This window comes from Streptomyces sp. NPDC050564 (assembly GCF_044457265.1).
Lineage (GTDB): Bacteria > Actinomycetota > Actinomycetes > Streptomycetales > Streptomycetaceae > Streptomyces.
Genome location: NZ_JBITGS010000004.1, coordinates 22,055 through 45,309 on the forward strand (window position 1 = coordinate 22,055; position 23,255 = coordinate 45,309).

At 69.9% G+C, this 23,255-nt stretch carries 20 protein-coding genes and 1 pseudogene; 4 read left to right on the plus strand and 17 right to left on the minus strand.

All coding sequences use genetic code 11. The features are described from left to right. Nucleotides 1–9: 9 nt before the first annotated feature. Nucleotides 10–213: a PspC domain-containing protein gene (locus tag ACIBK0_RS07830; protein WP_399076799.1), complete on the plus strand. Its 204-nt coding sequence runs from the start codon at nucleotides 10–12 to the stop codon at nucleotides 211–213. 81 nt (nucleotides 214–294) lie between these two features. On the opposite strand, the gene ACIBK0_RS07835 is transcribed toward ACIBK0_RS07830, so the two are convergent. Together ACIBK0_RS07835 and ACIBK0_RS07840 are read right to left on the minus strand one after the other, a co-directional pair. Then, entirely contained in the window at nucleotides 295–633 is a 339-nt protein-coding gene (locus tag ACIBK0_RS07835; protein ID WP_399076801.1) for an ATP-binding protein, read from the minus strand. Nucleotides 634–775: 142 nt separating this feature from the next. Continuing rightward, nucleotides 776–1,930, minus strand: a complete 1,155-nt coding sequence (locus ACIBK0_RS07840) for an adenosine deaminase (RefSeq protein WP_399076803.1) — start codon at nucleotides 1,928–1,930, stop codon at nucleotides 776–778. A gap of 113 nt (nucleotides 1,931–2,043) precedes the next feature. Between ACIBK0_RS07840 and ACIBK0_RS07845 the strand changes: the two genes are divergently transcribed. Next, on the plus strand, nucleotides 2,044–2,805 hold the full coding sequence (locus tag ACIBK0_RS07845) for an alpha/beta hydrolase (RefSeq protein WP_399076805.1): 762 nt from the start codon (nucleotides 2,044–2,046) through the stop codon (nucleotides 2,803–2,805). Between the two features lie 102 nt (nucleotides 2,806–2,907). Here ACIBK0_RS07845 and ACIBK0_RS07850 read toward each other — a convergent pair whose 3' ends face one another. Further along, a complete protein-coding gene (locus tag ACIBK0_RS07850; protein ID WP_399076807.1) occupies nucleotides 2,908–3,861 on the minus strand; it encodes a LysR substrate-binding domain-containing protein in 954 nt (317 codons plus the stop codon). A 62-nt stretch (nucleotides 3,862–3,923) separates the two neighbouring features. On the opposite strand from ACIBK0_RS07850, the gene ACIBK0_RS07855 reads away from it, so the two are divergent. Next, a complete protein-coding gene (locus ACIBK0_RS07855; RefSeq protein ID WP_399076809.1) occupies nucleotides 3,924–5,228 on the plus strand; it encodes an MFS transporter in 1,305 nt (434 codons plus the stop codon). A gap of 273 nt (nucleotides 5,229–5,501) precedes the next feature. Beyond that, the gene (locus ACIBK0_RS07860; RefSeq protein ID WP_399076811.1) at nucleotides 5,502–6,536 is read left to right on the plus strand and encodes a sigma-70 family RNA polymerase sigma factor; all 1,035 of its coding nucleotides are present in this window, start codon (nucleotides 5,502–5,504) and stop codon (nucleotides 6,534–6,536) included. Between the two features lie 39 nt (nucleotides 6,537–6,575). On the opposite strand, the pseudogene ACIBK0_RS07865 reads toward ACIBK0_RS07860, so the two are convergent. From ACIBK0_RS07865 to ACIBK0_RS07930, 14 genes and pseudogenes are all read right to left on the minus strand, one after another. After that, nucleotides 6,576–6,890: pseudogene (locus tag ACIBK0_RS07865) on the minus strand (STAS domain-containing protein); the annotation flags it as partial. A gap of 26 nt (nucleotides 6,891–6,916) precedes the next feature. Beyond that, on the minus strand, nucleotides 6,917–8,200 hold the full coding sequence (locus tag ACIBK0_RS07870) for a thymidine phosphorylase (RefSeq protein ID WP_399076813.1): 1,284 nt from the start codon (nucleotides 8,198–8,200) through the stop codon (nucleotides 6,917–6,919). A gap of 66 nt (nucleotides 8,201–8,266) precedes the next feature. Continuing rightward, nucleotides 8,267–8,680: a cytidine deaminase gene (locus tag ACIBK0_RS07875; protein ID WP_399076815.1), complete on the minus strand. Its 414-nt coding sequence runs from the start codon at nucleotides 8,678–8,680 to the stop codon at nucleotides 8,267–8,269. Further along, nucleotides 8,677–9,939, minus strand: coding sequence for an ABC transporter permease (locus tag ACIBK0_RS07880; RefSeq protein ID WP_399076817.1), 1,263 nt, complete (start codon nucleotides 9,937–9,939; stop codon nucleotides 8,677–8,679). Before ACIBK0_RS07880 ends, ACIBK0_RS07875 begins: the two co-directional genes overlap by 4 nt. Continuing rightward, a complete protein-coding gene (locus ACIBK0_RS07885; protein WP_399076819.1) occupies nucleotides 9,936–11,063 on the minus strand; it encodes an ABC transporter permease in 1,128 nt (375 codons plus the stop codon). The genes ACIBK0_RS07880 and ACIBK0_RS07885 overlap by 4 nt, the downstream gene beginning before the upstream one ends. Then, complete coding sequence (locus ACIBK0_RS07890) at nucleotides 11,060–12,721, minus strand: ABC transporter ATP-binding protein (protein ID WP_399077336.1); 1,662 nt, start codon at nucleotides 12,719–12,721, stop codon at nucleotides 11,060–11,062. Before ACIBK0_RS07890 ends, ACIBK0_RS07885 begins: the two co-directional genes overlap by 4 nt. A 251-nt stretch (nucleotides 12,722–12,972) precedes the next feature. Continuing rightward, a complete protein-coding gene (locus tag ACIBK0_RS07895; RefSeq protein WP_399076821.1) occupies nucleotides 12,973–14,025 on the minus strand; it encodes a BMP family protein in 1,053 nt (350 codons plus the stop codon). A gap of 633 nt (nucleotides 14,026–14,658) precedes the next feature. After that, nucleotides 14,659–15,687, minus strand: a complete 1,029-nt coding sequence (locus tag ACIBK0_RS07900; RefSeq protein ID WP_399076823.1) for a BMP family protein — start codon at nucleotides 15,685–15,687, stop codon at nucleotides 14,659–14,661. Nucleotides 15,688–16,028: 341 nt separating this feature from the next. Further along, nucleotides 16,029–17,249: a M20 family metallopeptidase gene (locus tag ACIBK0_RS07905; protein ID WP_399077338.1), complete on the minus strand. Its 1,221-nt coding sequence runs from the start codon at nucleotides 17,247–17,249 to the stop codon at nucleotides 16,029–16,031. Between the two features lie 340 nt (nucleotides 17,250–17,589). Next, nucleotides 17,590–18,051 (minus strand): ATP-binding cassette domain-containing protein, encoded by a 462-nt coding sequence (locus ACIBK0_RS07910; RefSeq protein ID WP_399076826.1) that lies wholly within the window; start codon nucleotides 18,049–18,051, stop codon nucleotides 17,590–17,592. Nucleotides 18,052–18,244: 193 nt separating this feature from the next. Further along, a complete protein-coding gene (locus ACIBK0_RS07915) occupies nucleotides 18,245–19,540 on the minus strand; it encodes a hypothetical protein (RefSeq protein ID WP_399076828.1) in 1,296 nt (431 codons plus the stop codon). Between the two features lie 38 nt (nucleotides 19,541–19,578). After that, entirely contained in the window at nucleotides 19,579–20,517 is a 939-nt protein-coding gene (locus ACIBK0_RS07920) for an N-acetylneuraminate synthase family protein (protein WP_399076830.1), read from the minus strand. Nucleotides 20,518–20,531: 14 nt separating this feature from the next. Continuing rightward, entirely contained in the window at nucleotides 20,532–21,830 is a 1,299-nt protein-coding gene (locus ACIBK0_RS07925) for a cytidylyltransferase domain-containing protein (protein WP_399076832.1), read from the minus strand. 74 nt (nucleotides 21,831–21,904) lie between these two features. Then, complete coding sequence (locus ACIBK0_RS07930; protein WP_399076834.1) at nucleotides 21,905–23,236, minus strand: DUF6716 putative glycosyltransferase; 1,332 nt, start codon at nucleotides 23,234–23,236, stop codon at nucleotides 21,905–21,907. Nucleotides 23,237–23,255: the final 19 nt, after the last annotated feature.

Below are 23,255 nucleotides of genomic sequence, written 5' to 3' on the forward strand. Positions count from 1 at the left end.
GGAGCCACCATGACCGCCCTTGCCCGCCCCACCAACGGCCGCATGATCGGCGGAGTGTGCGCAGCGCTGGCACGGCGCTTCGGCACCTCCGCGACCACGATGCGCGTGCTCTTCGTGCTCTCCTGCCTGCTCCCGGGCCCGCAGTTCCTGCTCTACATAGCGCTGTGGATCCTGTTCCCGTCCGAGGACAAGGCCGCCCGCACGGCCTGGTGAGCCCAGCTGCCCTCGCACACGCGCCGGTGGGGCGCACCCAACCAGGGTGCGCCCCACCGGCGTTCGCAGAAGTGGAGGACCTCAGCCCAGCGGAATCCCGTTCACCGGCAGCCCATGCACCGGCAGCCCGCCGAGCAGCCCGGCCACGGGCGCGGCCGGCCCGTCGGCGAGCACCTTCGCGGCGGCGGGCCGGGCCGCGGCCAGACCCCCGCCGAGCGCGCTCTTTCCCTGGGTGAGCGCCTCACCGGCCCCCGGCAGCGCCTTGGCGACGTTCTCCGCCGGCAGCGTCTGGGTGACGGTGTCCAGCGCCGAGGAGGCGTCGGGCACGGCCGGCGCCGCGTTCGCGGCGCCCGCGCCGGCAGCGGCGAAGGCGGCACCGAGAGCGGCGACACCGAGGGTCTTGGCAGCAGACTGCTTCATTTTGGATGCGTCCTTGGATCCGTGAGACGGGGATGTGAGCGGTCCAAAAACGTAAACACGCAGAGCCGACCTCCGCAAACATCAAAAAGCGATCGAGTCATGGAGAAGGAGTGAAGACCCGGCCGCTTTCCGACCCCTCCGATCAGGTCTGATTCTCCACAGACCCCCTGGTGGAAGCAGTCTGCTGGAACAGCCATTCGGACTTCAGCTCCGCATATCCGGGCTTGATCACGTCATTGATCATTGCCAGCCGTTCATCGAAAGGAATGAATGCTGACTTCATAGCATTGACAGAGAACCACTGCATATCATCGAGCGTATAACCGAAAGCCTCGACAAGGTGCTCGAATTCCCGGCTCATACTGGTGCCCGACATAAGTCGATTGTCCGTATTCACGGTCGCCCGGAAATGCAGCCGCCGCAGCAGTCCGATCGGATGAGCGGTGTACGAGTCGGCCGCGCCGGTCTGGAGGTTGGAGCTCGGGCACATCTCCAGCGGGATGCGCTTGTCACGCACGTACGAGGCGAGCCGGCCGAGCTCCACGGAGCCGTCCTCGTGGACGTGGATGTCGTCGATGATGCGCACGCCGTGACCGAGCCGGTCGGCGCCGCACCACTGCAACGCCTGCCAGATCGAGGGGAGCCCGAAGGCCTCACCGGCGTGGATGGTGAAGTGGTTGTTCTCCCGCTTGAGGTACTCGAAGGCGTCCAGGTGCCGGGTGGGCGGGTAGCCGGCCTCGGCGCCGGCGATGTCGAAGCCGACGACACCCAAGTCCCGGTAGCGGTTCGCCAGTTCGGCGATCTCCAGGGCGCGGGCCGCATGCCGCATGGCGGTCAGCAGGGCACCCACCCTGATCCGGTGCCCGTTCTCCCGGGCGATCCGCTCGCCCTTCCGGAAGCCCTCGTTGACCGCCTCGACGACCTCTTCGAGGGTGAGCCCGGCCTCCAGGTGCTGCTCGGGCGCGTACCGGACCTCGGCGTAGACGACGCCGTCCTCGGCGAGGTCCTCGGCGCACTCGGCAGCGACCCGGACGAGGGCGTCGCGGGTCTGCATGACGGCGCAGGTGTGGGCGAAGGTCTCCAGATATCGTTCCAGGGAACCGGAGTCGGCGGCCTCGCGGAACCAGATGCCGAGCTTGTCGGGATCGGTCTCGGGGAGGTGGGAGTAACTCGTTTCCTGGGCGAGTTCGACGATCGTCCCGGGGCGCAGCCCCCCGTCGAGGTGATCGTGCAGCAGGACCTTGGGCGCCCGGCGGATCTGTTCCGAGCTCGGGGTGTTCTGGATCTGGCTCGTCATTTTCGCACTGTACGCCCTACGCGCGTAGATCTCCCGTTGTACGAATCCGTCGATACGTAACGGTGACCGTGCGGACGGGTGGCGTACACCGTTGCTTCTGACACTGTTCTGTCATGGCACAGCAAGCGACACCGGTTCGCAGAGCCCGGCTGGGCAGGGCGCTCGGCCCGGAGCCGACGTCGGTCAGCGGAGTGGTTCTGCTGCTCCCGGGCGGCGAGGAGACCTCCGCCCGCAGACCGTCCCCCATGATGGCGACCGCCTCCGTACGCGCGTTGGGACGCCGCCTCACCCGCGCGGGACACGCGGAAGGCCTGATCACCCACGTGGTGCACTACCGCTTTCGCGGCTGGAACGGCAGCGAGGCACATCTGGCGCGTGACGCGTCCTGGGCCACCGACGAGGTCGTACGCCGCTACGGAGACGTCCCGGTGTGCCTGGCCGGCGTGGACATGGGCGGCCGCGCGGCACTGCGGGCGGGCGGGCACACGGCCGTCAACTCCGTACTGGCGCTCGCCCCTTGGCTGCCCGAGGAAGATGTGGCGGCACCGCCCGAACCGGTGAAGCAGCTGGCCGGGCGCCGCGTGCTGATCGTGCACGGCACCAATGACCAGCGCACCGACCCGGAGCTGTCCTTCCGGCTCGCGGCACGCGCCAAGAAGGCCAACCGGGACATCTGCCGCTTCGAGGTCCACTCCGACGGGCACGCCCTGCATCAGTACCGGTCGGAAGTGCTTGCGCTGGCGGAGAACTTCGTGATGGGGGCGCTGTTCGGCCGGACTTTGTCCCGCCCGCTCGAGGATGCGCTTGCGGCGCCTCCGCCGCTCGGGCTGCGGATGCCACTCGCCTCCGGGTTCGGGAAGGCCCTGCGTCACTAGGCCGTCGGTGTCCGCGGGGTGCAGCGGACCGGTCGCGCCCACGCGGCGGAGCCTCATGTGTCACAGCCCGCGCCCCTGAAGACAGGGGCGCCGCCGATGCCCTCAGTCGGGGAGCAGATGTCCCCTCCTCGACAGCAGGAACTTCTTGAAGGCGGCCACGGGTGGGGTGTCGGGGTGCCCGTCCATCCAGGCCACCCCGATTTCGCGTACCGCGCGGGGGGCGGTGACGGTCAGCTCCACAACCCCCGGGCGGGGTACGGCAGGTGGTGGCAGCAGGGCGACCCCGAGCCCCGCGGCCACGAGGCCCCGTAGTGTTTCCGCCTCCTCGCCCTCGAAGGCGATGCGCGGTTTGAAGCCCGCCTCCTTGCAGAGGTCGTCGGTGATCCGGCGCATGCCGTAGCCGGGTTCCAGGGTCACGAAGATCTCGTCGGCGGCCTCGGCGAGGCGGATGCGTTTGCGGGCGGCGAGGCGGTGGTCGGCCGGTACGACGAGCCGGAGCTTCTGCTCGTCGAGGCGGCGGCCCACCAGGTCGGGCGCGTCCGGCACGGGCGAGGTGAGGCACAGATCCAACTCGCCCGAACGCAGGCCCTCCAGCATCGCCTCGCCGTAGTTCTGCACAAGGCTGAAACGGACGCGGGGATGCTCGGCGCGGAACGCGCGGATCAGGCCCGGCACCGTCTCGGACCCCATGGTGTGCAGGAAGCCGAAGGCGACCTTGCCGGTGGCCGGGTCGGCGTCGGCCCGCACCTCGTCGGCGGCGCGCTCGATCTCGGCCAGGGCCCGCTCGACGGAGCCGAGGAACGTACGCCCCGCGGCCGTGAGGGAGACGGTCCGTCCCCTGCGCGCGAACAGGTCGACACCCAGGTCCTGTTCGAGCCGGACCATGGCCCGCGACAGGGTCGACTGCGGGACCTGCATCTCCTGCGCCGCCCGTGTGACGTGCTCGGTGCGGGCGACCCCGGCGAAGTACGCGAGGCGTGGGGCGAGCACCGCGACGATGTCTTCTGTGTCACTGTACGGTGACAGGTGAGCTTCTGACCTCCGCTGATGCGCCATGGGAACGATTATGGAGTTTCCATGCATTGGACGGATGAGTGGCGGGTCCTTAGGTTCGAAGCATGCCTTCCGCCAGTACCGGGGCGTCCACCACCGTGGACGCCGCCACCACCGCCACTGCCCCTTCCGCGCCGTCCGCGCCTTCGTCCGTCGATTCCCGTATGGCTCCGGGCGGGCCCGGCTACCGCCGGATGAGTTTCGCCCTCTTCCTCGCGGGTGTCGCGACCTTCGCGCTCCTCTACTCCACACAGGCCCTCCTCCCGCTCGTCTCCACGGACTTCGGAGTCACGGCGAGCGAGGCGAGCTGGACGGTGTCGGCCGCGACGGGCGCACTGGCACTCTTCGTGCTCCCCATGAGCGCGCTGTCGGAGCGGTTCGGGCGACGTACGTTGATGACGGCGTCGCTGACGGTGGCGGTGGCGGTCGGACTGCTGGTCCCCTTCGCCCCCTCGATCGGCGCGCTGGTGGTGCTGCGGGCAGTGCAGGGCGCTGCCCTCGCCGGACTTCCGGCGTCGGCGACGGCGTACCTGGCCGAGGAGGTCCGCCCCAAGGCCCTGATCACAGCGATCGGCCTCTTCGTGGCGGGCAACAGTGTCGGCGGGATGAGCGGTCGGGTCATCACCGGCTGGGTGGCGCAGGAGTGGGGCTGGCGGGTGGCCGTCGGCACGATCGGGATCATCGCGGTGGCCTGCGCGATCGCCTTCCGGCTGCTGCTCCCGGCGCCCCGGCACTTCACTGCGGGCTCGCTGCGGCCGCGCGTTCTGGCGCGCACGGTCCGCGACCACCTCGCGAACCCTCTGCTGTGCCGGCTGTACGCGATCGGCGCACTGTTCATGATGGTCTTCGGCGGGGTCTACACGGTCATCGGCTACCGCCTCACCGACGCCCCCTTCTCCCTCCCCCAGGGCGTCATCGGCTCGATCTTCCTGGTCTATCTGGTCGGCACGGTGTCGGCGTCCACGGCGGGCAAGCTCGTCGGACGACTGGGCCGGCGCGGCTCGCTCTACCTGGCGGGCAGCACCACGACCGCCGGTCTGCTGCTGTCCCTGGCCGACTCGCTTCTGCTCGTGCTGCTGGGTCTGGTCCTGATCACCGCGGGCTTCTTCGCGGGGCACGCGGTGGCGTCTTCTTCGGTGAGCCACACCGCGGTGCGTGGCCGGGCCCAGGCCTCGGCCCTCTACCAGTCGGCCTACTACGTCGGCTCCAGTGCCGGCAGCACGCTGGGGGCCGTGGCCTTTCACGCGAGTGGTTGGGCCGGCACGGTGACCCTCGGTCTGCTCGCCGTCCTCGGCGTCGTGACCATCACCGTCTTCGGCTCCCACGCGGCCCGGGCCCAGTCCCGCCGGAAGCCGGCCCTGGCCCACTGAGAGGTTTGTCGCCCCCGCCGCCCCTAAATTGGGCGGTTCCCCGCGCCCCTTTCAGGGGCGCGGGGAACCGCGCGACAAGCCCCCACCGGCCGGCAGCCGAAAGGCCGGTACGGGGCGGGCAGGGGCGGCGGGGGCGAAACGCTCCCCGGCGCAACCTCCTGCGACCTGCGCCTTTTCCCGCTCGGCACGCCATTGTCAGTGGGCTGCGGTAGCTTCCGAAGTGCCGGCGCAACGACGCGCGGGACAGAACGCAGCCACAGGGGTGGGTTGGCTATGAGCAGCGACGGTACGGCGACGACAGACCTGGACGTCCGGCTGGAGAAGCACCGGGTCGAGCTGACCGGTTACTGCTACCGGATGCTCGGCTCCTCCTTCGAGGCCGAGGACGCGGTGCAGGACACGATGGTCCGCGCCTGGCGCAGCTACGACAAGTTCGAGGGCCGCTCCTCCATGCGGTCATGGCTGTACCGGATCGCGACGAACGTGTGCCTCGACATGCTGAACGCGGGCAACAAGAGGGCCCGCCCCATGGATCTCACCGCCCCCTCGCCGCTGGCCCAGGCGGCGCTCACCCCCCGCGCGGACAACACCTGGCTGGAGCCGATGCCGGACGCCCGCGTACTGCCGACGGTCAGCGACCCGGCCGAGGCGGCGGTCGCGAAGGAGTCGGTGCGCCTCGCCTTCATGGCGGCCCTGCAGCAACTGCCGCCGAAGCAGCGGGCCGTGCTCATCCTGCGCGAGGTCCTCGCATGGAAGGCGAGCGAGGTCGCCGAGCTGCTCGGCACCTCCGTGGCATCGGTCAACAGCGCGCTGCAGCGGGCCCGCGCCACCCTCGCCGAGAGCGACGGCACCGGCGCGGAGGCCGCCACCTCGGATCCGCTCGACGAAGAGCAGCAGAAGCTGCTGGAGCGCTATGTCGCCGCGTTCGAGGGGTACGACATGACGGCGCTGACGGCGCTGCTTCACGAGGACGCGATCATGACGATGCCGCCGTTCGATCTGTGGCTGCGCGGCACGGACGACATCACCGGCTTCATGACGACGCTGGGCGCCGCATGCTCGGGCTCCCGCCTGGTGCCGGTCGAGGTCAACGGCCTGCCGGGCTTCGCGCAGTACAAGCCCGACCCGGAAGCGGGGGGCTACACACCCTGGGCGGTGCAGGCGCTGGAGATCTCAAAGGGGCGAATCACCGGGTTCCACTGCTTCCTGGACACCGCCCGTTGGTTCCCGCTCTTCGGGCTTCCCCTCCGACTCGATGAAGCCGGCGGAATCGATGGTGTCGAAGCTGAGGCCGACCAGGTCCAGTAGGGCACGCAGGGCAGGGTCCGGGTTCCTCAGTCGGATCCGGCCGCCGGCCCGACGCGCGGTCAGCTCCAGTCTCGCCAGTACGTCGACGACGGCGAGACCGGGCGGGCCGAGCCCCGCGACATCGCAGACCACGACCCCAACCCCGGTCGCCTCCAGCTGCGCGCGTACGTCGTCACAGAGCCGCGGCACCTCGTCACGGGTGACGGGTCCGGGCAGCACAAGTACGGCGGGGGTCGTGGCGTCCACAGTCAGTAGACCGGCCGGGAGCCGAGAACTCATCGCCGGACATGCCGAACGGGACCGATGGTCGTGCGCAGGTCCACCGATCCCGTTCGCCCCGCGGAGGCCGCCCATCAGCGGCCTCCCGCCGCGTGCCCGGGTCAGGCGATTCGGTCCAGCACGATCGGGGCCGGCGCGAACTCCGTGCCCGCCGCCGCGATGTCGTAGGAGCCCTCGACCGCCTGGAGCGCGTACGCGAAGCGCTCCGGGGTGTCCGTGTGCAGGGTGAGGAGGGGCTGGCCCGCCGTCACCGTGTCGCCCGGCTTGGCGTGCAGTTCGACGCCCGCCCCGGCCTGCACCGGGTCCTCCTTGCGGGCGCGTCCGGCGCCGAGGCGCCAGGCGGCGATACCGATGTCGTACGCGTCGAGGCGGGTCAGGACGCCGGAGGCCGGGGCGCTGACCACGTGCCGCTCGCGCGCGACGGGCAGCTCGGCGTCCGGGTCGCCGCCCTGCGCGGAGATCATGCGGCGCCAGACGTCCATCGCGGAGCCGTCGGCCAGCGCCTTCGCCGGGTCGGCGTCCTTGATGCCGGCCGCGTCGAGCATCTCGCGCGCCAGTGCGATGGTCAGGTCGACGACGTCCGAGGGGCCACCGCCCGCGAGGACCTCGACCGACTCGCGGACCTCCAGGGCATTGCCGGCCGTCAGACCGAGCGGCGTCGACATGTCCGTCAGAAGCGCGACCGTCTTCACGCCGTGGTCCGTGCCCAGGCCCACCATCGTGGAGGCGAGTTCCCGCGCGTCCTCGATGGTCTTCATGAAGGCGCCGGTGCCGACCTTCACGTCCAGGACCAGGGAGCCCGTGCCCTCGGCGATCTTCTTGGACATGATCGAGGAGGCGATCAGCGGGATCGCCTCGACCGTGCCGGTGACGTCGCGGAGCGCGTACAGCTTCTTGTCGGCGGGGGCGAGGCCGTCACCGGCCGCGCAGATCACCGCACCCGTGGTGTCGAGGACGTGCAGCATCTCCTCGTTGGACAGCAGCGCGCGCCAGCCCGGGATCGACTCCAGCTTGTCCAGCGTGCCGCCGGTGTGGCCGAGGCCGCGCCCGGACAGCTGCGGGACGGCGGCGCCGCAGGCGGCCACGAGGGGCGCGAGCGGCAGCGTGATCTTGTCGCCCACGCCGCCGGTGGAGTGCTTGTCGGCGGTCGGGCGGGACAGGGACGAGAAGTCCATGCGCTCGCCCGAAGCGATCATCGCGGCGGTCCAGCGGGCGATCTCACGGCGGTTCATGCCGTTGAGCAGGATCGCCATGTTGAGGGCGGCCATCTGGTAGTCGGCGACCTCGCCGCGGGTGTACGCGTCGATGACCCAGTCGATCTGCTCGTCGCTCAGCTCGGCGCGGTCCCGCTTGGTGCGGATGACGGAGACGGCGTCCATGGCCATGGCTTTCCTTCCGAATGAGGAGCGGCCCCTCCCTGGGATCAGTCGATCAGGAGGGGCCGCAGGGCATTACTTGGTGAGATGGCCCGGGCCGAAGGCCTGCGGCAGCATCTCGGAGAGCGGCAGGATTCCGGCCGGGGTCTCCAGGAGCAGGTCGGCCCCGCCGAACTCGTACAGCAGCTGGCGGCAGCGCCCGCACGGAACGAGGATCTCGCCCCGTCCGTCGACGCAGGTGAAGTGCGTCAGGCGGCCGCCCCCGGTGTTCTGCAGCTGGGAGACCAGACCGCACTCGGCGCACAGGCTGATCCCGTACGAGGCGTTCTCGACATTGCAGCCGGAGACGATCCGGCCGTCGTCGACGAGGGCCGCGGCGCCGACCGGGTAGCCCGAGTAGGGGGCGTAGGCGCGGGACATGGCCGCGCGCGCCACCTCGCGTAGCGCCTCCCAGTCGACGGCCGCTGAACCCTTGTCGGCGGAGGTCACTTGCCCTGCCCCTTCCGGTACGGCAGGCCGTCCGCCTTCGGCATCCGCAGATGCTGCGCGGAGAGCGAGAGGACGAGCAGCGTCACGATGTACGGGGTGGCGCTCACGATCTGCTGCGGGATGGTGTCGGTGGCGGCGTACCAGACGAACATCCCCGCCGAGACCACGGCGGTGATCAGCGCGGGGACCGTCCGCTTCTTCCACAACAGGTAGGCCGCGCCGAAGACCAGCAGGATCGCGAGGAGCAGGATCAGCGCGTGCACGTTGGTGCCGCCACCGCGCAGGTTGAGGCTGTCGGTGTAGCCGAACAGGCCCGCGCCGAGGGCCAGGCCGCCCGGCATCCAGTTGCCGAAGATCATCGCGGCGAGACCGATGTAGCCGCGGCCGGCCGTCTGGCCGTCGAGGTACACGTTGGACGCGACGATCGACAGGAAGGCGCCGCCGAGGCCGGCGAAGCCGCCCGAAATGATCACGGCGAGGTACTTGTACTTGTACACGTTGACGCCGAGGGACTCGGCGGCCACCGGGTTCTCACCGCAGGAGCGCAGACGAAGACCGAAGGCCGTACGCCACAGCACCCACCAGGTGGCGGGGACGAGAGCCACCGCGACGACCGTCAGGGGCGACAGGTCGGTGACGAGACCGCCGAGCAGGCCCGCGATGTCCGAGATCAGGAACCAGTGTTTCTCGTTGAGCGTGTCCAGCCAGCTGGACAGTCCCGGGATGTCGAAGGTGCCCAGCGAGTCGATCGGCGGGGACTGCTTGGAGGAGCCCTGCGGGGCGTTCTCGAAGGTGAACTTCGACAGGTAGCGGGTGGTGCCCAGCGCCAGGATGTTGATGGCCACACCGGAGACGATGTGGTTGACGTTGAAGGTCACCGTGGCGATGGCGTGCAGGACGGCGCCGAGGGCACCGCCGATGATGCCGAAGGCGACACCGGTCCACGGACCCCACTGGTAGCCGGCCCAGGCACCGAACCAGGTGCCGAGGATCATCATGCCTTCGAGGCCGATGTTGACGACGCCCGCGCGCTCGGCCCACAGACCGCCGAGGCCCGCGAGGCCGATCGGCACCGCGAGGCGCAGCGCCGTGGACATCTGCCCGGTGGAGGTGATGCCGTCCGCGCCGGTGATCAGACGGACGATCGAGGTCAGGATCAGTACGCCCGCGATGACGAGCAGGAGTACCGGAAGGGACATACGGCGGCGGCCCTTGCCGGGCTGCTGCGCCTGCGGCTTGGCGGCGGTCGCGGTGCTCATCGGGCAGCCACCTCCTTCGGGGAGTTGTTGTTGGCGGCGGCCGCGGCCAGTTCCTCACCGACCCGCTTCTGCTGGCGGCGCAGGCCCCAGACGCGTACGGCCTCGTACGAGATGACGACCGCGAAGACGATCAGGCCCTGCATGATCGTGGCGATCTCCTTCTCGTACGCCACCGGAGTCGCGTAGTCGAGGGCCGGGGACGCCTTGTCGAGGAAGGCGATCAGCAGGGCGGCGAAGGCGATGCCGACGGGGTTGTTGCGGCCGAGCAGGGCGATGGTGATGCCGGTGAAGCCGAGTCCGGTCGGGAAGCTCAGGCTGTAGGTGTGGGCGTCGCCGAGCAGCAGCGGAAGGCCGGAGAGGCCGGCGACCGCGCCGGAGATCAGCATCGCGGTGAGCACCATGCGCTTGGCGTCGACGCCGGAGGCCGCGGCGGCGGTCTCGGAGGCGCCGGTGGCGCGCAGGTCGAAGCCGAAGCGGGTGCGGTTGAGGACGATCCAGTAGATGACGCCCATGAGGATCGCGAGGAAGACCAGGCCGTAGATCTCGCCGACGTCAGCGCCGAGGTTGATGCCCTTGACCCAGCCGGACTCCTTCATGACGCCGGTGGTGTTGTTGTTGCCGACCTGCACGCCCCAGATGTTGTCGAGGGTGAGGTAGCCGATGAGGCTGGTGGCGATCGCGTTGAGCATGATCGTCGAGACGACCTCGCTCACACCCCGGGTGACCTTCAGGACGCCTGCGATACCGGCCCAGAAGGCGCCGGTGAGCACGCCGACGAGCAGCAGCACCGGGATCTGCAGGAAGGACGGCAGGGCGAGGTGCGCGCCGACCACCGCGGTCGTCATCGCGGCGAGGCGGTACTGGCCGTCGACGCCGATGTTGAACAGGTTCATGCGGAAGCCGATGGCCACCGCGAGTGCCGCCAGGTAGTACAGCGACGCCTGGTTGATGATCAGCACCTGGACGTCGGAGTACGTCGCCTGCTGGAGCATCAGCGAGTACGGCTCGAACGGGTTCTTGCCCGAGGCGAGCAGCACGACCGAGGTCAGCGCAATCGCCGCGACGAGTGCGATGACCGGGCCGGCCACCGCGAGGAGCACCCGCTCCTTGTCGAACTTCTTCATCGGGCCTCGTCCTCCGGGGCGGCGCTTTCCTCTACATGCTCCAGGTGTCCGGAGGCGGCGCCGGTCATGGCCGAGCCGAGCTCCTCCGGAGTGACGGTCGCCGGGTCGGCGTCCGCCACGAGCCTGCCGTTGTAGATCACCCGCAGGGTGTCGGACAGGCCGATCAGCTCGTCCAGGTCCGCGGAGATCAGCAGGACGGCCAGGCCCTCGCGGCGGGCCTCGCGGATCTGGTCCCAGATCGCGGCCTGCGCGCCGACGTCCACACCGCGGGTGGGGTGGGCGGCGATCAGGAACTTCGGGTTGTGGCTCATCTCGCGCCCGACGATCAGCTTCTGCTGGTTGCCGCCGGACAGGGAGGCGGCGGTGACGTCGATGCCGGGCGTGCGGACGTCGTATTCCTCGACGATCCGGCGCGTGTCCGCCTGGGCGCCCTTGATGTCGAGCCAGACGCCCTTCGCGTTGGGCTTCTCGGTGACGTGACCGAGGATGCGGTTCTCCCAGAGCGGGGCTTCCAGGAGGAGGCCGTGGCGGTGGCGGTCCTCGGGGATGTAGCCGATGCCGTCCTCGCGACGCTTGCGCGTGGACCAGGACGTGATGTCGTCGCCCAGGAAGCGGATGGCGCCGGAGTCGGCGTTCTTGAGGCCGATCAGCGCGTCGATCAGCTCGGTCTGGCCGTTGCCCTCGACACCGGCGATGCCCATGACCTCGCCCGCGTGGATGGTGAAGGTGACGTCGTCGAGGACGCGCTTGACCGCGTCGGCGGTCTCGGCCGTGTCCTGGGTGAGCAGACCGGTGGCGCTCGGCTCGGCGAGCTCGCCGAGCGAGGCGCCGCCCCTCGCGTAGACGGTGAGGGCCTCGACCTCGATCACGGGCTTGTCCGTGACGGTCGACTCGGCGGTCTCCGGGGTGGGCAGTTCGCTGCCGACCATCATCTCGGCGAGCTGACGCGGCGTGGTCTTGGAGGGGACGGCCGTACCCACCGTCGTACCCCGGCGGATGACCGTGATCTCGTCGGCGACCGACAGCACCTCGCCCAGCTTGTGCGAGATGAAGATGACGGACAGGCCCTCGGACTTGAGCTCGCGCAGGTTGTCGAAGAGTGCGTCGACCTCCTGCGGCACGAGTACGGCGGTGGGCTCGTCCAGGATCAGGGTGCGGGCGCCGCGGTAGAGGACCTTGAGGATCTCCACGCGCTGGCGGTCGGCGACACCGAGGTCCTCGACCAGGACGTCCGGGCGGACGTTCAGCCCGTAGCGGTCGGAGATCTCCTTGATCTTCTTACGGGCGGCGCCACCGATGCCGTACAGCTTCTCGCTGCCGAGCACCACGTTCTCGAGCACCGTCAAGTTGTCGGCCAGCATGAAGTGCTGGTGGACCATGCCGATGCCGCGCGCGATGGCGTCGGCGGGCGACGAGAAGGTGACCTGCTCGCCGTCGACGGCGATGGTGCCCTCGTCCGGCTTCTGCATGCCGTAGAGGATCTTCATCAGCGTCGACTTGCCGGCGCCGTTCTCACCGACGAGGGCGTGGACGGTGCCTTTCCGGACACTGAGGTGGATGTCGTGGTTGGCCACCACACCGGGGAAGCGCTTGGTGATCCCCGCCAGCTCGACCGCGGTCGACTGCGCGGTGAGCGGAGGGCTGCTGGACGCGTCGATGGCGCACTCTCCTTGGAAAAGGGGCCAATCTACGCGCGTAGCGCCCCTGCTTTAAATAGTGCCCGGACCTGATCGCACTCGATCCGTTCCGAGCATTCTGCCGCGCGAACGGGGCGCGGGCTGGTCATCCTTCCCGCACCCCGTTCCGTGGCCATAACGCTGCCATTACAGCGTTGCCCTTGGCCATGGTTTCGACGTCTGGTTATCACCTGGTGACGACGTCTTGACCATGGCCGGCGTCATGGTCGTGTTCAGGAGGTCTTGACCGTGATCGAGCCGTCCTTGATGCCCGCCTCGGCCTTCTTCAGCGCGGCCTGCAGGTCGGCGTTGTTCTTGAACACCGGGTTCGAGTCGGCCAGGCCGACACCGCCGGTGGCGAGGCTGGCGCGGACGACGCCGGTCTTGGGCTTGCCGTCGTGCACCGACTTGGCGAGGTTGTAGACCGCGCCGGCGACATCCTTGGTGGCGGAGGTCAGGATGGAGTCCTTGTACTTCGACAGCGCGTCCTGCTTGTACTGGTCCGAGTCCACACCGATGGCCCACACCTTGTGCGCGTTGGCGGACTGGATGACGCCCTGGCCGGACAGGCCCGCAGCGGCGTAGATGACGTCGGCACCGGCGTCGATCTGACCGTCGGCGGCAGCCTTGCCCTTGTCCGGGCTGGCGAAGCCGCCCTCCTGAGGCGTCTGGGTCAGGTACTGCTTCTCGATCTTGATCTTCGGGTTGACCGACTTGGCGCCCTGGACGTAACCGGCCTCGAACTTGTGGATCAGCGGGATGTCCACGCCGCCGACGAATCCGATGTGGTTCTTCTTGGTCGCCTTGGCCGCGGCGACGCCCGACAGGTAGGAGGCCTGCTCCTCGTGGAAGACCATGTCGGAGACGTTCGCGGCCTTGTCCTGCTCGTCGTCGATGATGCCGAAGGTGACCTTCGGGTACTTCGCCGCGACCTCCTTGATGGCCGGCGCGTAGACGAAGCCGACGCCGATCACCGGGTTGTAGCCCGACTTGGCGAGCTGCTCCAAGCGCTGCACCTTGTCGGCGTCCGTCTCGCCCTCCTGCGGCTCCACGTCCGAACTGGTGTAACCGAAGGCCTTGTCGGCCTTCTCCAGACCGGCGAACGCGGCGTCGTTGAAGGACTGGTCGCCCTTGCCGCCGATGTCGTACGCGAGACCGATGCCCTTGCTCTTGCCGCTCTTGGCGGAGGAGGAAGAACTGGTCGAGCTGCTACCACAAGCGGACACGGAGAGAGCAAGGGCTGCGGTTGCAGCGCCTGCAACCGCGATACGGGACAACCGGCGCATGGAACGAGACTCCTTTGTGCAAGCGCCCAAACCAGGCGCTGGTTCCGCCGCAGCGTAACGCGCGTAGACCAGACGGAAAACCCCTTCTGTCCGGTCCGTTATCGAGCTGTGGCCACAGAATGACAACAACGTACGGAAGCGGGGACGGGGCTTGCGGGAGGCAAGGGGGGTGTTCGGGGGCGGGGCCTGGCCGGTACCTGGGCGAGGCCGGGGCAGCCGGTTTTTCGCCCCCTTCGCCCCCACCCGTCCCTTCTTCCTGGGGCTTCGCCCCAGACCCCGCCAGGGGCGCCGCCCCCTGAACCCCCGGCGGGGACTCCGCCCCCAGCCCCACCAGAGTTCCCCCTGGCCCCCAACGGCGGACGGGCTGAACCACCACCTGCCGAGGCCGAAAGATCGAGTCGATGCTCGACGATTCGGACCCCGCCGGAGATCCTCAGCCCGTCCGGCGTTCGAGGACGAGCGCGTCAGCGGGGGGCTGGGGGCGGCAGCCCCCAGGCATACGGGACGGGTAGGGGCGAAGGGGGCGAACAAGGGCTCAGTCACCGCGGTGGGCGCGCGGCACGCGTCGGCGGGGGTGAAGCCCGAGCTTCACCCCCGCCGGCGTTCACGCATCTTCTACGTACCCTCAGGCACTCACTTCGTGTTGACGGTGACCTTGCCGTCGATGATGTCCTGCTTGGCCTTGTCGACGGCTGCGACGACGTCCGTCATGGCCTTGTACTTCGGGTTGGTGTCCGCGAAGCCGACACCACCGTTGTCGAGGCCGCCGCGGACCACGCCGGTCTTGGGCTTGCCCTCGTACACCGACTTCACCAGGTCATAGACCGCGCCGCCGACGTTCTTCAGGGCCGAGCCCAGGATGTAGTCCTTGTACTTGGCCAGCGCCGTCTGCGAGTACTGGTCGGAGTCGACGCCGATGGCCCACACCTTCTTGGAAGCGGCCTCGGAGATCACGCCCTGACCGGAGAGACCGGCCGCGTGGTAGAGGACGTCGGCGCCCGCCTCGATCTGGCCGCTCGCGGCGTCCTTGCCCTTGTCGGGGCTCGAGAAGCCGCCCTCCTGGGCCGTCTGGGTCAGGTACTGCTTCTCGATCTTGATCTTCGGGTTGATCGACTGCGCGCCCTGGACGTAACCGGCCTCGAACTTGTGGATCAGCGGGATGTCCACGCCGCCGATGAAGCCGATGTGGTTCTTCTTGGTCGCCTTGGCCGCGGCCACGCCCGCCAGGTAGGAGGCCTGCTCCTCGTGGAAGACCATGTCGGCGACGTTCGCGGCCTTGTCCTGCTCGTCGTCGATGATGCCGAAGGTGGTCTTCGGGTACTTCGCCGCGACCTCCTTGACGGCAGGCGCGTAGACGAAGCCGACGCCGATCACCGGGTTGTAGCCCGCCTTGGCGAGCTGCTCCAGGCGCTGCACCTTGTCGGCGTTGGACTCGCCGTCCTGCGGCTCGATGTCCCGGCCGCCGATCTTGAACTCCTTCTCGGCCTTCTGGAAACCGGCGTACGCGGCGTCGTTGAAGGACTGGTCGCCCTTGCCGCCGATGTCGTACGCGAGACCGATGCCCTTGCCGGAGTACTTGCCGGACTCGTCGGAGCTGCTTCCGCTGTCTTTGCTGGAGCTGCCGCAACCGGCGGCGGCCAGGGCGACGACCGCTACGGTCACCGCGGCTTGGGAGAACCTCGTCCTCCGAGATATCAGACGCACAGCAAGCACCCTTCATCCCCACGGCACCGTCGCCGGACCGCATCCCCAATTCGCCGTCACCGCAGCGATTTCGGCGCACAGTAACGCGCGTAGAAGGGGAGGGGAACGGTGTTTCTCGTGGCCGTTATCGAACCGTGCCGCCACCGGGTTACGTTTGCGCGCCACCAGTTACGGCCGAGTGACGCAAGTGGATGAAACGGTATCAACGGGGGCATCGAATCAGCCACCCATCGGTATCCTCTCGGCCCCTCACGCCCCTCGCGCGCTCGGCCTCCCGCCCTCCCGGCGATGGCCTCCGGTCAGTCCGCCGCATCCAGCAGCGCCGCCGCCGTGAACAGCTCGACACCGACCGTGATGGCCGACTCGTCCGCATCGAAGTCGCCCCGGTGCAGGTCACGACTGGTCCGGTCGCCCGGCGCACGGACGCCGAGGCGGGCCATCGCGCCGGGTACGTGCTCCAGGTACCAGGAGAAGTCCTCGCCGCCGAGGCTCTGTTCGGTGTCCTCGATGGAGTGCGTCCCGCGCCGGGCGCTCATGGCGTCGCGGAGGAGTTCCGTGACGGCCGGGTCGTTGACGACCGGCGGGACACCCCGGATGTAGTTGATCTCGGACTTGGCGCGGTACAGGTTCGCGATCTCGTCGATGGCCGCGTGCACCAGGTCGGGCGCGGCCCGCCAGGCGTCGAGGTCCAGGCAGCGCACGGTCCCGGAGAGTTCGGCGTGCTGCGGGATGACGTTGCAGGCGTGGCCGGACTCGATCCGTCCCCAGGTCACGGCGAGCCCGCTGCGGGCGTCGACCCGCCGGGCGACGAGAGCGGGCACGTCGGTCACGACGCGGGCGGCGGCGGTGACGAGGTCGGTGGTGAGGTGAGGGCGCGCCGTGTGACCGCCCGCGCCGTCGAGTGAGACTTCGAGCCGGTCGCACGCCGAGGTGATGGCGCCGTGCCGCAGACCGATGCGCCCCGCATCCACCCTCGGGTCGCAGTGCACGCCGATGATCTGCCCGACGCCGTCGAGGACGCCCGACTCGATCGCGTCCGGAGCGCCGCCGGGCAGCACCTCCTCCGCGGGCTGGAAGATCAGCCGTACGGGCCGGGGCAGCCGCCCCTCGCGGTGCAGCTCGGCGAGGACCAGCCCGGCGCCGAGGACGACCGCGGTGTGCACGTCGTGGCCGCATGCGTGGGCGCGGTCGGGCACGGTCGACCGGTACGCGCATTCGGTCTTCGTGTCCGGAATGGGCAGCGCGTCGATGTCGGCGCGCAGCGCGAGCATGGGCCGTACGCCGTCCCAGTCGCCGATGTCACAGATGAGGCCGGTCCCGGTGTCGAGGACGCGCGGCTTCAGGCCCGCCTGCTCCAGGCGCGCCTTCAGCGCCGCCGTGGTGCGGAACTCCTGGTTGCCGAGCTCGGGGTGCATGTGCAAGTCGCGGCGGAACGCGACAAGTTCGGCGCGCAGTGCCTCGGGCAGCGCGCCGGGGAGCTGCGGGTCCCCGGGGAGATCGGCCTCGGACTCTCGGGACATCAGTTGGTTCACCCTCTGAAGGGTAAGGCGATCGGGCGGCCAACTGACCCACGATCAACAAAACTTCAACCCGTTAGGGGAAGAAAATCTGGCCGCACGGCGCATAGGTTTCTGCGGGGATGGGTAAACTCGCCCGGCTTTCCGGGCTATTGGATCTTGAACCAGCCCGGTCGGGCATCCCATGATCCGAATCCGCCGGGGGTTACCCACGGACTCAGTCCGGGAAACGCCCGGAGTGCCCGAGCCCATTCCCGTACCCCACAGTCCCACAGATCTCGCTCCGCGGATTCCGGAAGCGCCACCGCCACGCTGCGCTTTCGACACGGACCGTGTCCGGTGCTCAGCCGAAGCGGCCCGCCACGTAGTCCGCCGTTCGCCTGCCCTCGGGGGTGCTGGGACGTGCTCCGTCGGGCCGTGCTCGACGATGCCGCCGGGGGTGCCCTGCTCGGCGAGGAAGCACGCGCACTGCTGCGAGACGCGGGCCGCCTGCTGCATGGTGTGGGTGACGATCACGACGGTCACCTGACCGGCCAGTTCGCGGATGGTCTCCTCGGCGGGTGGACGTGGGGTCGAGTGCCGAGCAGGGCTCGTCCATGGGCAGCACCCGGGGGCGTACGGCGAGCGCGCGGGCGATGCACAGACGCTGCTGTCGGCCGCCGGAGAGCGCGCCGCCGGGCTGCCGCAGCCGGTCCCGCACCTCCGTCCACAGGCCGGCCCTGGTCAGGCTCTGCTCGACCAGCTCGTCCTTCTCGCGGCCTCGCGCATGCGGTTGAGCGTGCGCGGGAAGGTCGACTTGCCGCATCCGGAGGGACCCGAAGATCCGGTCACCGAACCCTCGGGCCGCGTACGGCCGCCGGGGAGTGGGCCTTGGGAAAACCGTGTGCCGGATGAAAGTGTGCCGGACACGGATATACCCGTCCCCGACACCATATGTCCGTTCGGTGCGTCACCCGTGAAGCTTCTGCAAGCCGCCTCCGAGGTTCTGCAAGCCGCCTTTACACCGCCGCCACCGACGACAGCCGATGCACATCCCGAGCCGTCCCGGTGACTCCCGACAGGAATCCCTGCGCCCTCGGTGACGCGTTCTCCGTCAGCCAGGTCGGATCGATGTCGCAGACGGCGACGCGGACCTCGGTGCCGACCAGGGCCAGCGGGAGGGTGTGGACGACCGTCGACGGGAAGCTCAGGATCGTACGGCCGATGGGGCCGCGGCGGGCGATCAGTTCGAGCGGCAGGTCGGGGCGGACGATTTCGAGGCCCGTCTCGGCGGCCAGGCGGTGCAGCTTGTCGGTGCTCTCACGGCGATGGGCGAAGTAGCGGGTCGCGCCGTGCGCCCCCGCGAGGCTCTTGACCGCCGCCAGGTAGCGGTCCGGGTCCACCACGCCCGTCTCCACGAGCGAGGTGCCGACCAGGTCCGCGCCCTTGGTGATGCGGGGCGGGCCGAAGCGGGCGCGGGTCCAGGAGAAGTCGTTGGCGGTGATGCGGACGCCGTCCGGGGCCGAGTCGATCGGCATGGAGGAGAAGACCTCGACCGTGCGGCGGTCGTTCGGGGTCAGCCGGCGGCGCGCCGACGCGGACACCGGGGCGAAGATCACGTCGCGGGCGCCCGGACGGCCACCGCGCCGGTGCCAGCGCACCAGGCGCTCGCCGCGGGCGAGTTGGGCGACGAACTCCATCGTCGCGGTGCCGTCGTCGACCACGACCAGGTCGCGGGCGCGGGTGATCGTCAGCAACAGCTGAACGTAACGGGAGAACGGGTCTCCCATGACGATGCGCTTGGCTTTGCGGAGCAGCGGGGCCAGGCCGCCGATCGTGTGGAAGGGGGCCGTGGTGCCGCCGCGCGCCTCCTCCCAGCGGACCTGGTGGCCCTCGTCGCGGGCCAGTTCCGCCATCCGGCGCAGCTGACCGCGGGTCATCGGGTCGTTGGGAGAGAGGACGACGAGGGTGAGCCCCGCGCCGGACACCGGCCCGGCCACCCCGGAGGCCCCCACGCCGGACACCGGCCCGGCCACCCCGGAGGCCCCCACGCCGGACACCGGCCCGGCCACCCCGGAGGCCCCCACGCCGGACACCGGCCCGGCCACCCCGGAGGCCCCCACGCCGGACACCGGCCCGGCCATCCCAAAGGCCTCCGCGCCGGACACCGGCCCGCTCGCCTCGGAGGGCCCCGCGCCGGGCGCCGTGGTGCTGTGGGCATGCACGTGCGCCCACTCCAGCACGTTCAGGAGCTGTACCGGACTCTCGACGAAGGCGAGAGTGTGGCAGCCGGCGGAACCGGCGCGGGGGCTCATCGTCGTACGACCGTCCCGTCGTAAGGAAATCAGGGCCGTCAGACCGCGACCGGCTCGCCCGCGGCCGCGGCGATCTCCGCCTCGGCGACGACGCCCGTGACGCGGCGCAGCTTCTTCATGGGGCCGAGCTCGGACTCGTAGACCTTCTTGACGCCGTCTCCGAGGGAGGCCTCGATGGTGCGGATATCGCGGACGAGGCGGGTCAGACCCTGCGGCTCGACCGAGGCGGCCTGGTCCGAGCCCCACATGGCGCGGTCGAGGGTGATGTGGCGTTCGACGAAGGTGGCGCCGAGGGCGACCGCGGCGAGCGTGGTCTGCAGGCCCGTCTCGTGGCCGGAGTAGCCGATCGGGACGTTCGGGTACTCGGCCTGCAGGGTGTTGATGACGCGCAGGTTGAGCTCCTCGGCCTTCGCCGGGTAGGTCGACGTGGCGTGGCAGAGCAGGATGTTGTCCGAGCCGAGGACCTCGACCGCGTGGCGGATCTGCTTCGGGGTGGACATGCCGGTGGAGAGGATGACCGTGCGGCCGGTGGCGCGCAGGGCGCGCAGCAGCTCGTCGTCGGTCAGGGACGCGGACGCGACCTTGTGGGCCGGGACGTCGAACTTCTCCAGGAAGGCGACGGCCTCGGTGTCCCACGGGGAGGCGAACCAGTCGATGTTCTTGCTCTTGGCGTAGTCGTCGATCTGGCGGTACTCGTCCTCGCCGAACTCCACGCGGTGGCGGTAGTCGATGTAGGTCATCCGGCCCCAGGGGGTGTCGCGCTCGATGTCCCACTGGTCGCGCGGGGTGCAGATCTCCGGGGTGCGCTTCTGGAACTTGACGGCGTCGCAGCCGGCCTCGGCGGCCGCGTCGATCAGCTTGAAGGCGTTCTCGAGCTCGCCGTTGTGGTTGATGCCGATCTCACCGACGACGTAGACGGGGTGCCCCGGGCCGGCGGTCTTCGAACCGAACGTGCGCAGACGGGAGTTGGTGCTCATGGTGGAGAAGTTCCTTACTTGTCGAGGGAGTCGAGAGAAGGGCCGAGGATCCAGCTGGCGATCTCTCGGATCGCGCCGTCGCCACCGGGGACGGTGGTGACCGCGCGTGCGGCGCCGCGCACGACGTCGTGGGCGCTCGCGACCGCCACGGGCCAGCCCACGAGGGCGAAGCACGGGAGGTCGTTGACGTCGTTGCCGACGTAGAGCACGCGCTCAGGCGCGATGCCCTGCTCCTCGCACCACTGCTTCAGTGCGAGGTCTTTCCGGTCGATGCCGTGGAGGACCGGGATCTGCAGCTTCCGGGCTCTGGCGGCGACGACCGGGTTCTTTTCCGTGGACAGGATCAGCATCGTCAGACCGCTCTTGCGGAGGGCGGCGATACCGAGGCCGTCCCCGCGGTGCACGGAGACGAACTCCCGTCCGTCGGAGTCGATCAGCACCCTGTCGTCGGTCTGGGTGCCGTCGAAGTCGAGGACGACCGCGTCGATGTCGGCTGCGGTCGGGAGCGTGCCGGGGCGGTTCGCGTCGAAGAGCGGCGCGAGGGCCCGGGCACGGGCGAGGTCGTGCGGGTCGTCGATCTCCAGCACGCGGGCCGGGTCGGTGCGCACCAGTTCCGTACGCCCGAAGAAGCGGTGCTGGTGCTCGCGCAGGCCCGCCGCGTCCATGGCGTACGCGGCGCCGGTCTCCAGGAGGTCCTGGGGCCGGTCCTGACGGCGCGGGCGGAAGGACTTGTCGTGGTTGACGCCGTAACCACCCTCCGTGGTCGTGGAGTTGGCGACCTTGGTGGCGCCGCCGACCACACCCGTGCGGGTGGTCTCGACGACCTGCGGGTCGTCCGCCGCGTCCCGCCAGATGAAGCCGTGGAACGGGGCCACCGTCAGGGCCGTGTCCGCGCCGTTCTCGACGACCGCCGCGGCGACACCGTCGATGTCCTCGCGGACGATGAACGGGCTGGTGCACTGAACGAGGAGGACCACGTCGACCGCCGCGCCGTGCAGCGCCTCGTGGGCGTCCATGGCGTGCAGCACGGCCGCCTCGGAGGTGGCGGTGTCGCCGGCGATGGCGGCGGGGCGCAGCACGACCTCGGCGCCGGCCTCGCGGGCCGCGGAGGCGATCGCCTGGTCGTCCGTGGAGACCACGACGTCCGTGACGAGCCGGGTCGCGCGGCACTCGCGCACCGCGCGGGCCACCAGCGGCACACCGCCGACCGGGAGGAGGTTCTTCGCGGGCACGCCCTTGGAGCCGCCGCGCGCGGGGATCACCGCGAGCACGCGGCGCACTGGCGCCGCTTGGCCCGCTTCGGAGTTGGTCATGCGCTGTTCTCCTTGACGAGGGAGGCGTGAAAGACGAGGGGGGCGAGGGGTCCCAGGGCTCTGGGCTGCATCGCTCACAGCTCGCCCATGCGCCGGATCACCGGTGCCACCCGCTGGACGCCGTGGCGGTAGGCGCCGCGGGCCGCTCTGCGCACGATCTGCCGTACGGGGCTGGGCTGCTTGTCCGCCGCGGGCGCGCCGGGCAGCGGGCTGCCGTCCGGGCCGAGGTGGTGGCGGGCGAGGATGCCGGGCAGATAGCCGGGCGCGGTGACGGGCGTGTAGTAGGGGGCGAGGGCCGGGAGCTTGTCCGCTTCCAGCAGCTCCGTGATGCGGAACCGGGCCACGTCGAAGGCCGTCTCGTACGACCCTCCCCCAGGGGGTGGACCCCCAGCGGCGACGCCCTGCCGGGCCACCCACGCCGCGTCGGGCGACGGCCGGTGTCCGGCGTCGAGCTGGTCCCAGGAGGCGAGGCAGCCCGAGCCCACGAAGTGGTGGTTGCCGAGCGCCTCGCGCACCCCGAGGTCACTCAGGACGACGGTGGGGACCCGACGGTGCAGGGACTCCAGGGCCGCCGTGGAGCTGATGGTGACCAGCAGGTCGGTGCGGTCGAGGACCTCGCCCATGTGCCCGTAGACCAGGCGGAAGTTGGCCGGCGGGTCCGCCTTCTGCACCAGCTTCTGGTAGGGCAGCTCCTCGATGTGCGTGGTGTGCTCGCCCGGCTTGGAGCGCAGCTTCAGCAGGACCTCGCGGTCCGGGTGCAGCCGTGCGTGCTGGATCAGCCGGTTCAGCAGGTACGTACGGTCCTTGCGGCTCTCCGGTACGGAGGGCTGGGCGGCGAACACGACCGTGTACGGGTCGTGTCCCCCGGCGGGGTACGCGTTGCCGCCCAGGAAGGGCAGTGCGACCTCGGTCACCGACGAGGCGTCGGCGCCGACTCCTTCGTACACGGCCCGGAAACGGTCCGCGTCCTGACGGGAGTTGGCGAGGACGAGATCCGCGCCGTGCCGCAGCAGCAGGCCGTCGGCGAGCTTCTCATAGACGACACCGACATAGCCGGTGACGACCACGGGCCGCTTCTCGCGCGCCTGCCAGGCATGTGCCAGGCCGTGCAGCATCGCCTGGACGGCGCCGCCGACGAGGGCGAGGACCAGTACGTCGTACTGCTCCTTCGCCATCTCGCGCAGGAATTCGACAGCGGTGACCTCGCGGAGAGAATCCGCGCGGACGCCGACTTCTTCGAGCTGGCGGGCGGTGGGAGTGGCACGGCCGCGCAGGAGGAATCCGTCGAGGCGAATGTCCGATTCGGCAGGAGAAATGCGGTTCGCGGTGAGCGAACCCCATTTCCACCGAGTATCGGAATCCGCGAGGACGGCGACCCGCAGGGACTTCGTGGTACTTGCTGGCACGTCCAAGACGCTAGGAAGC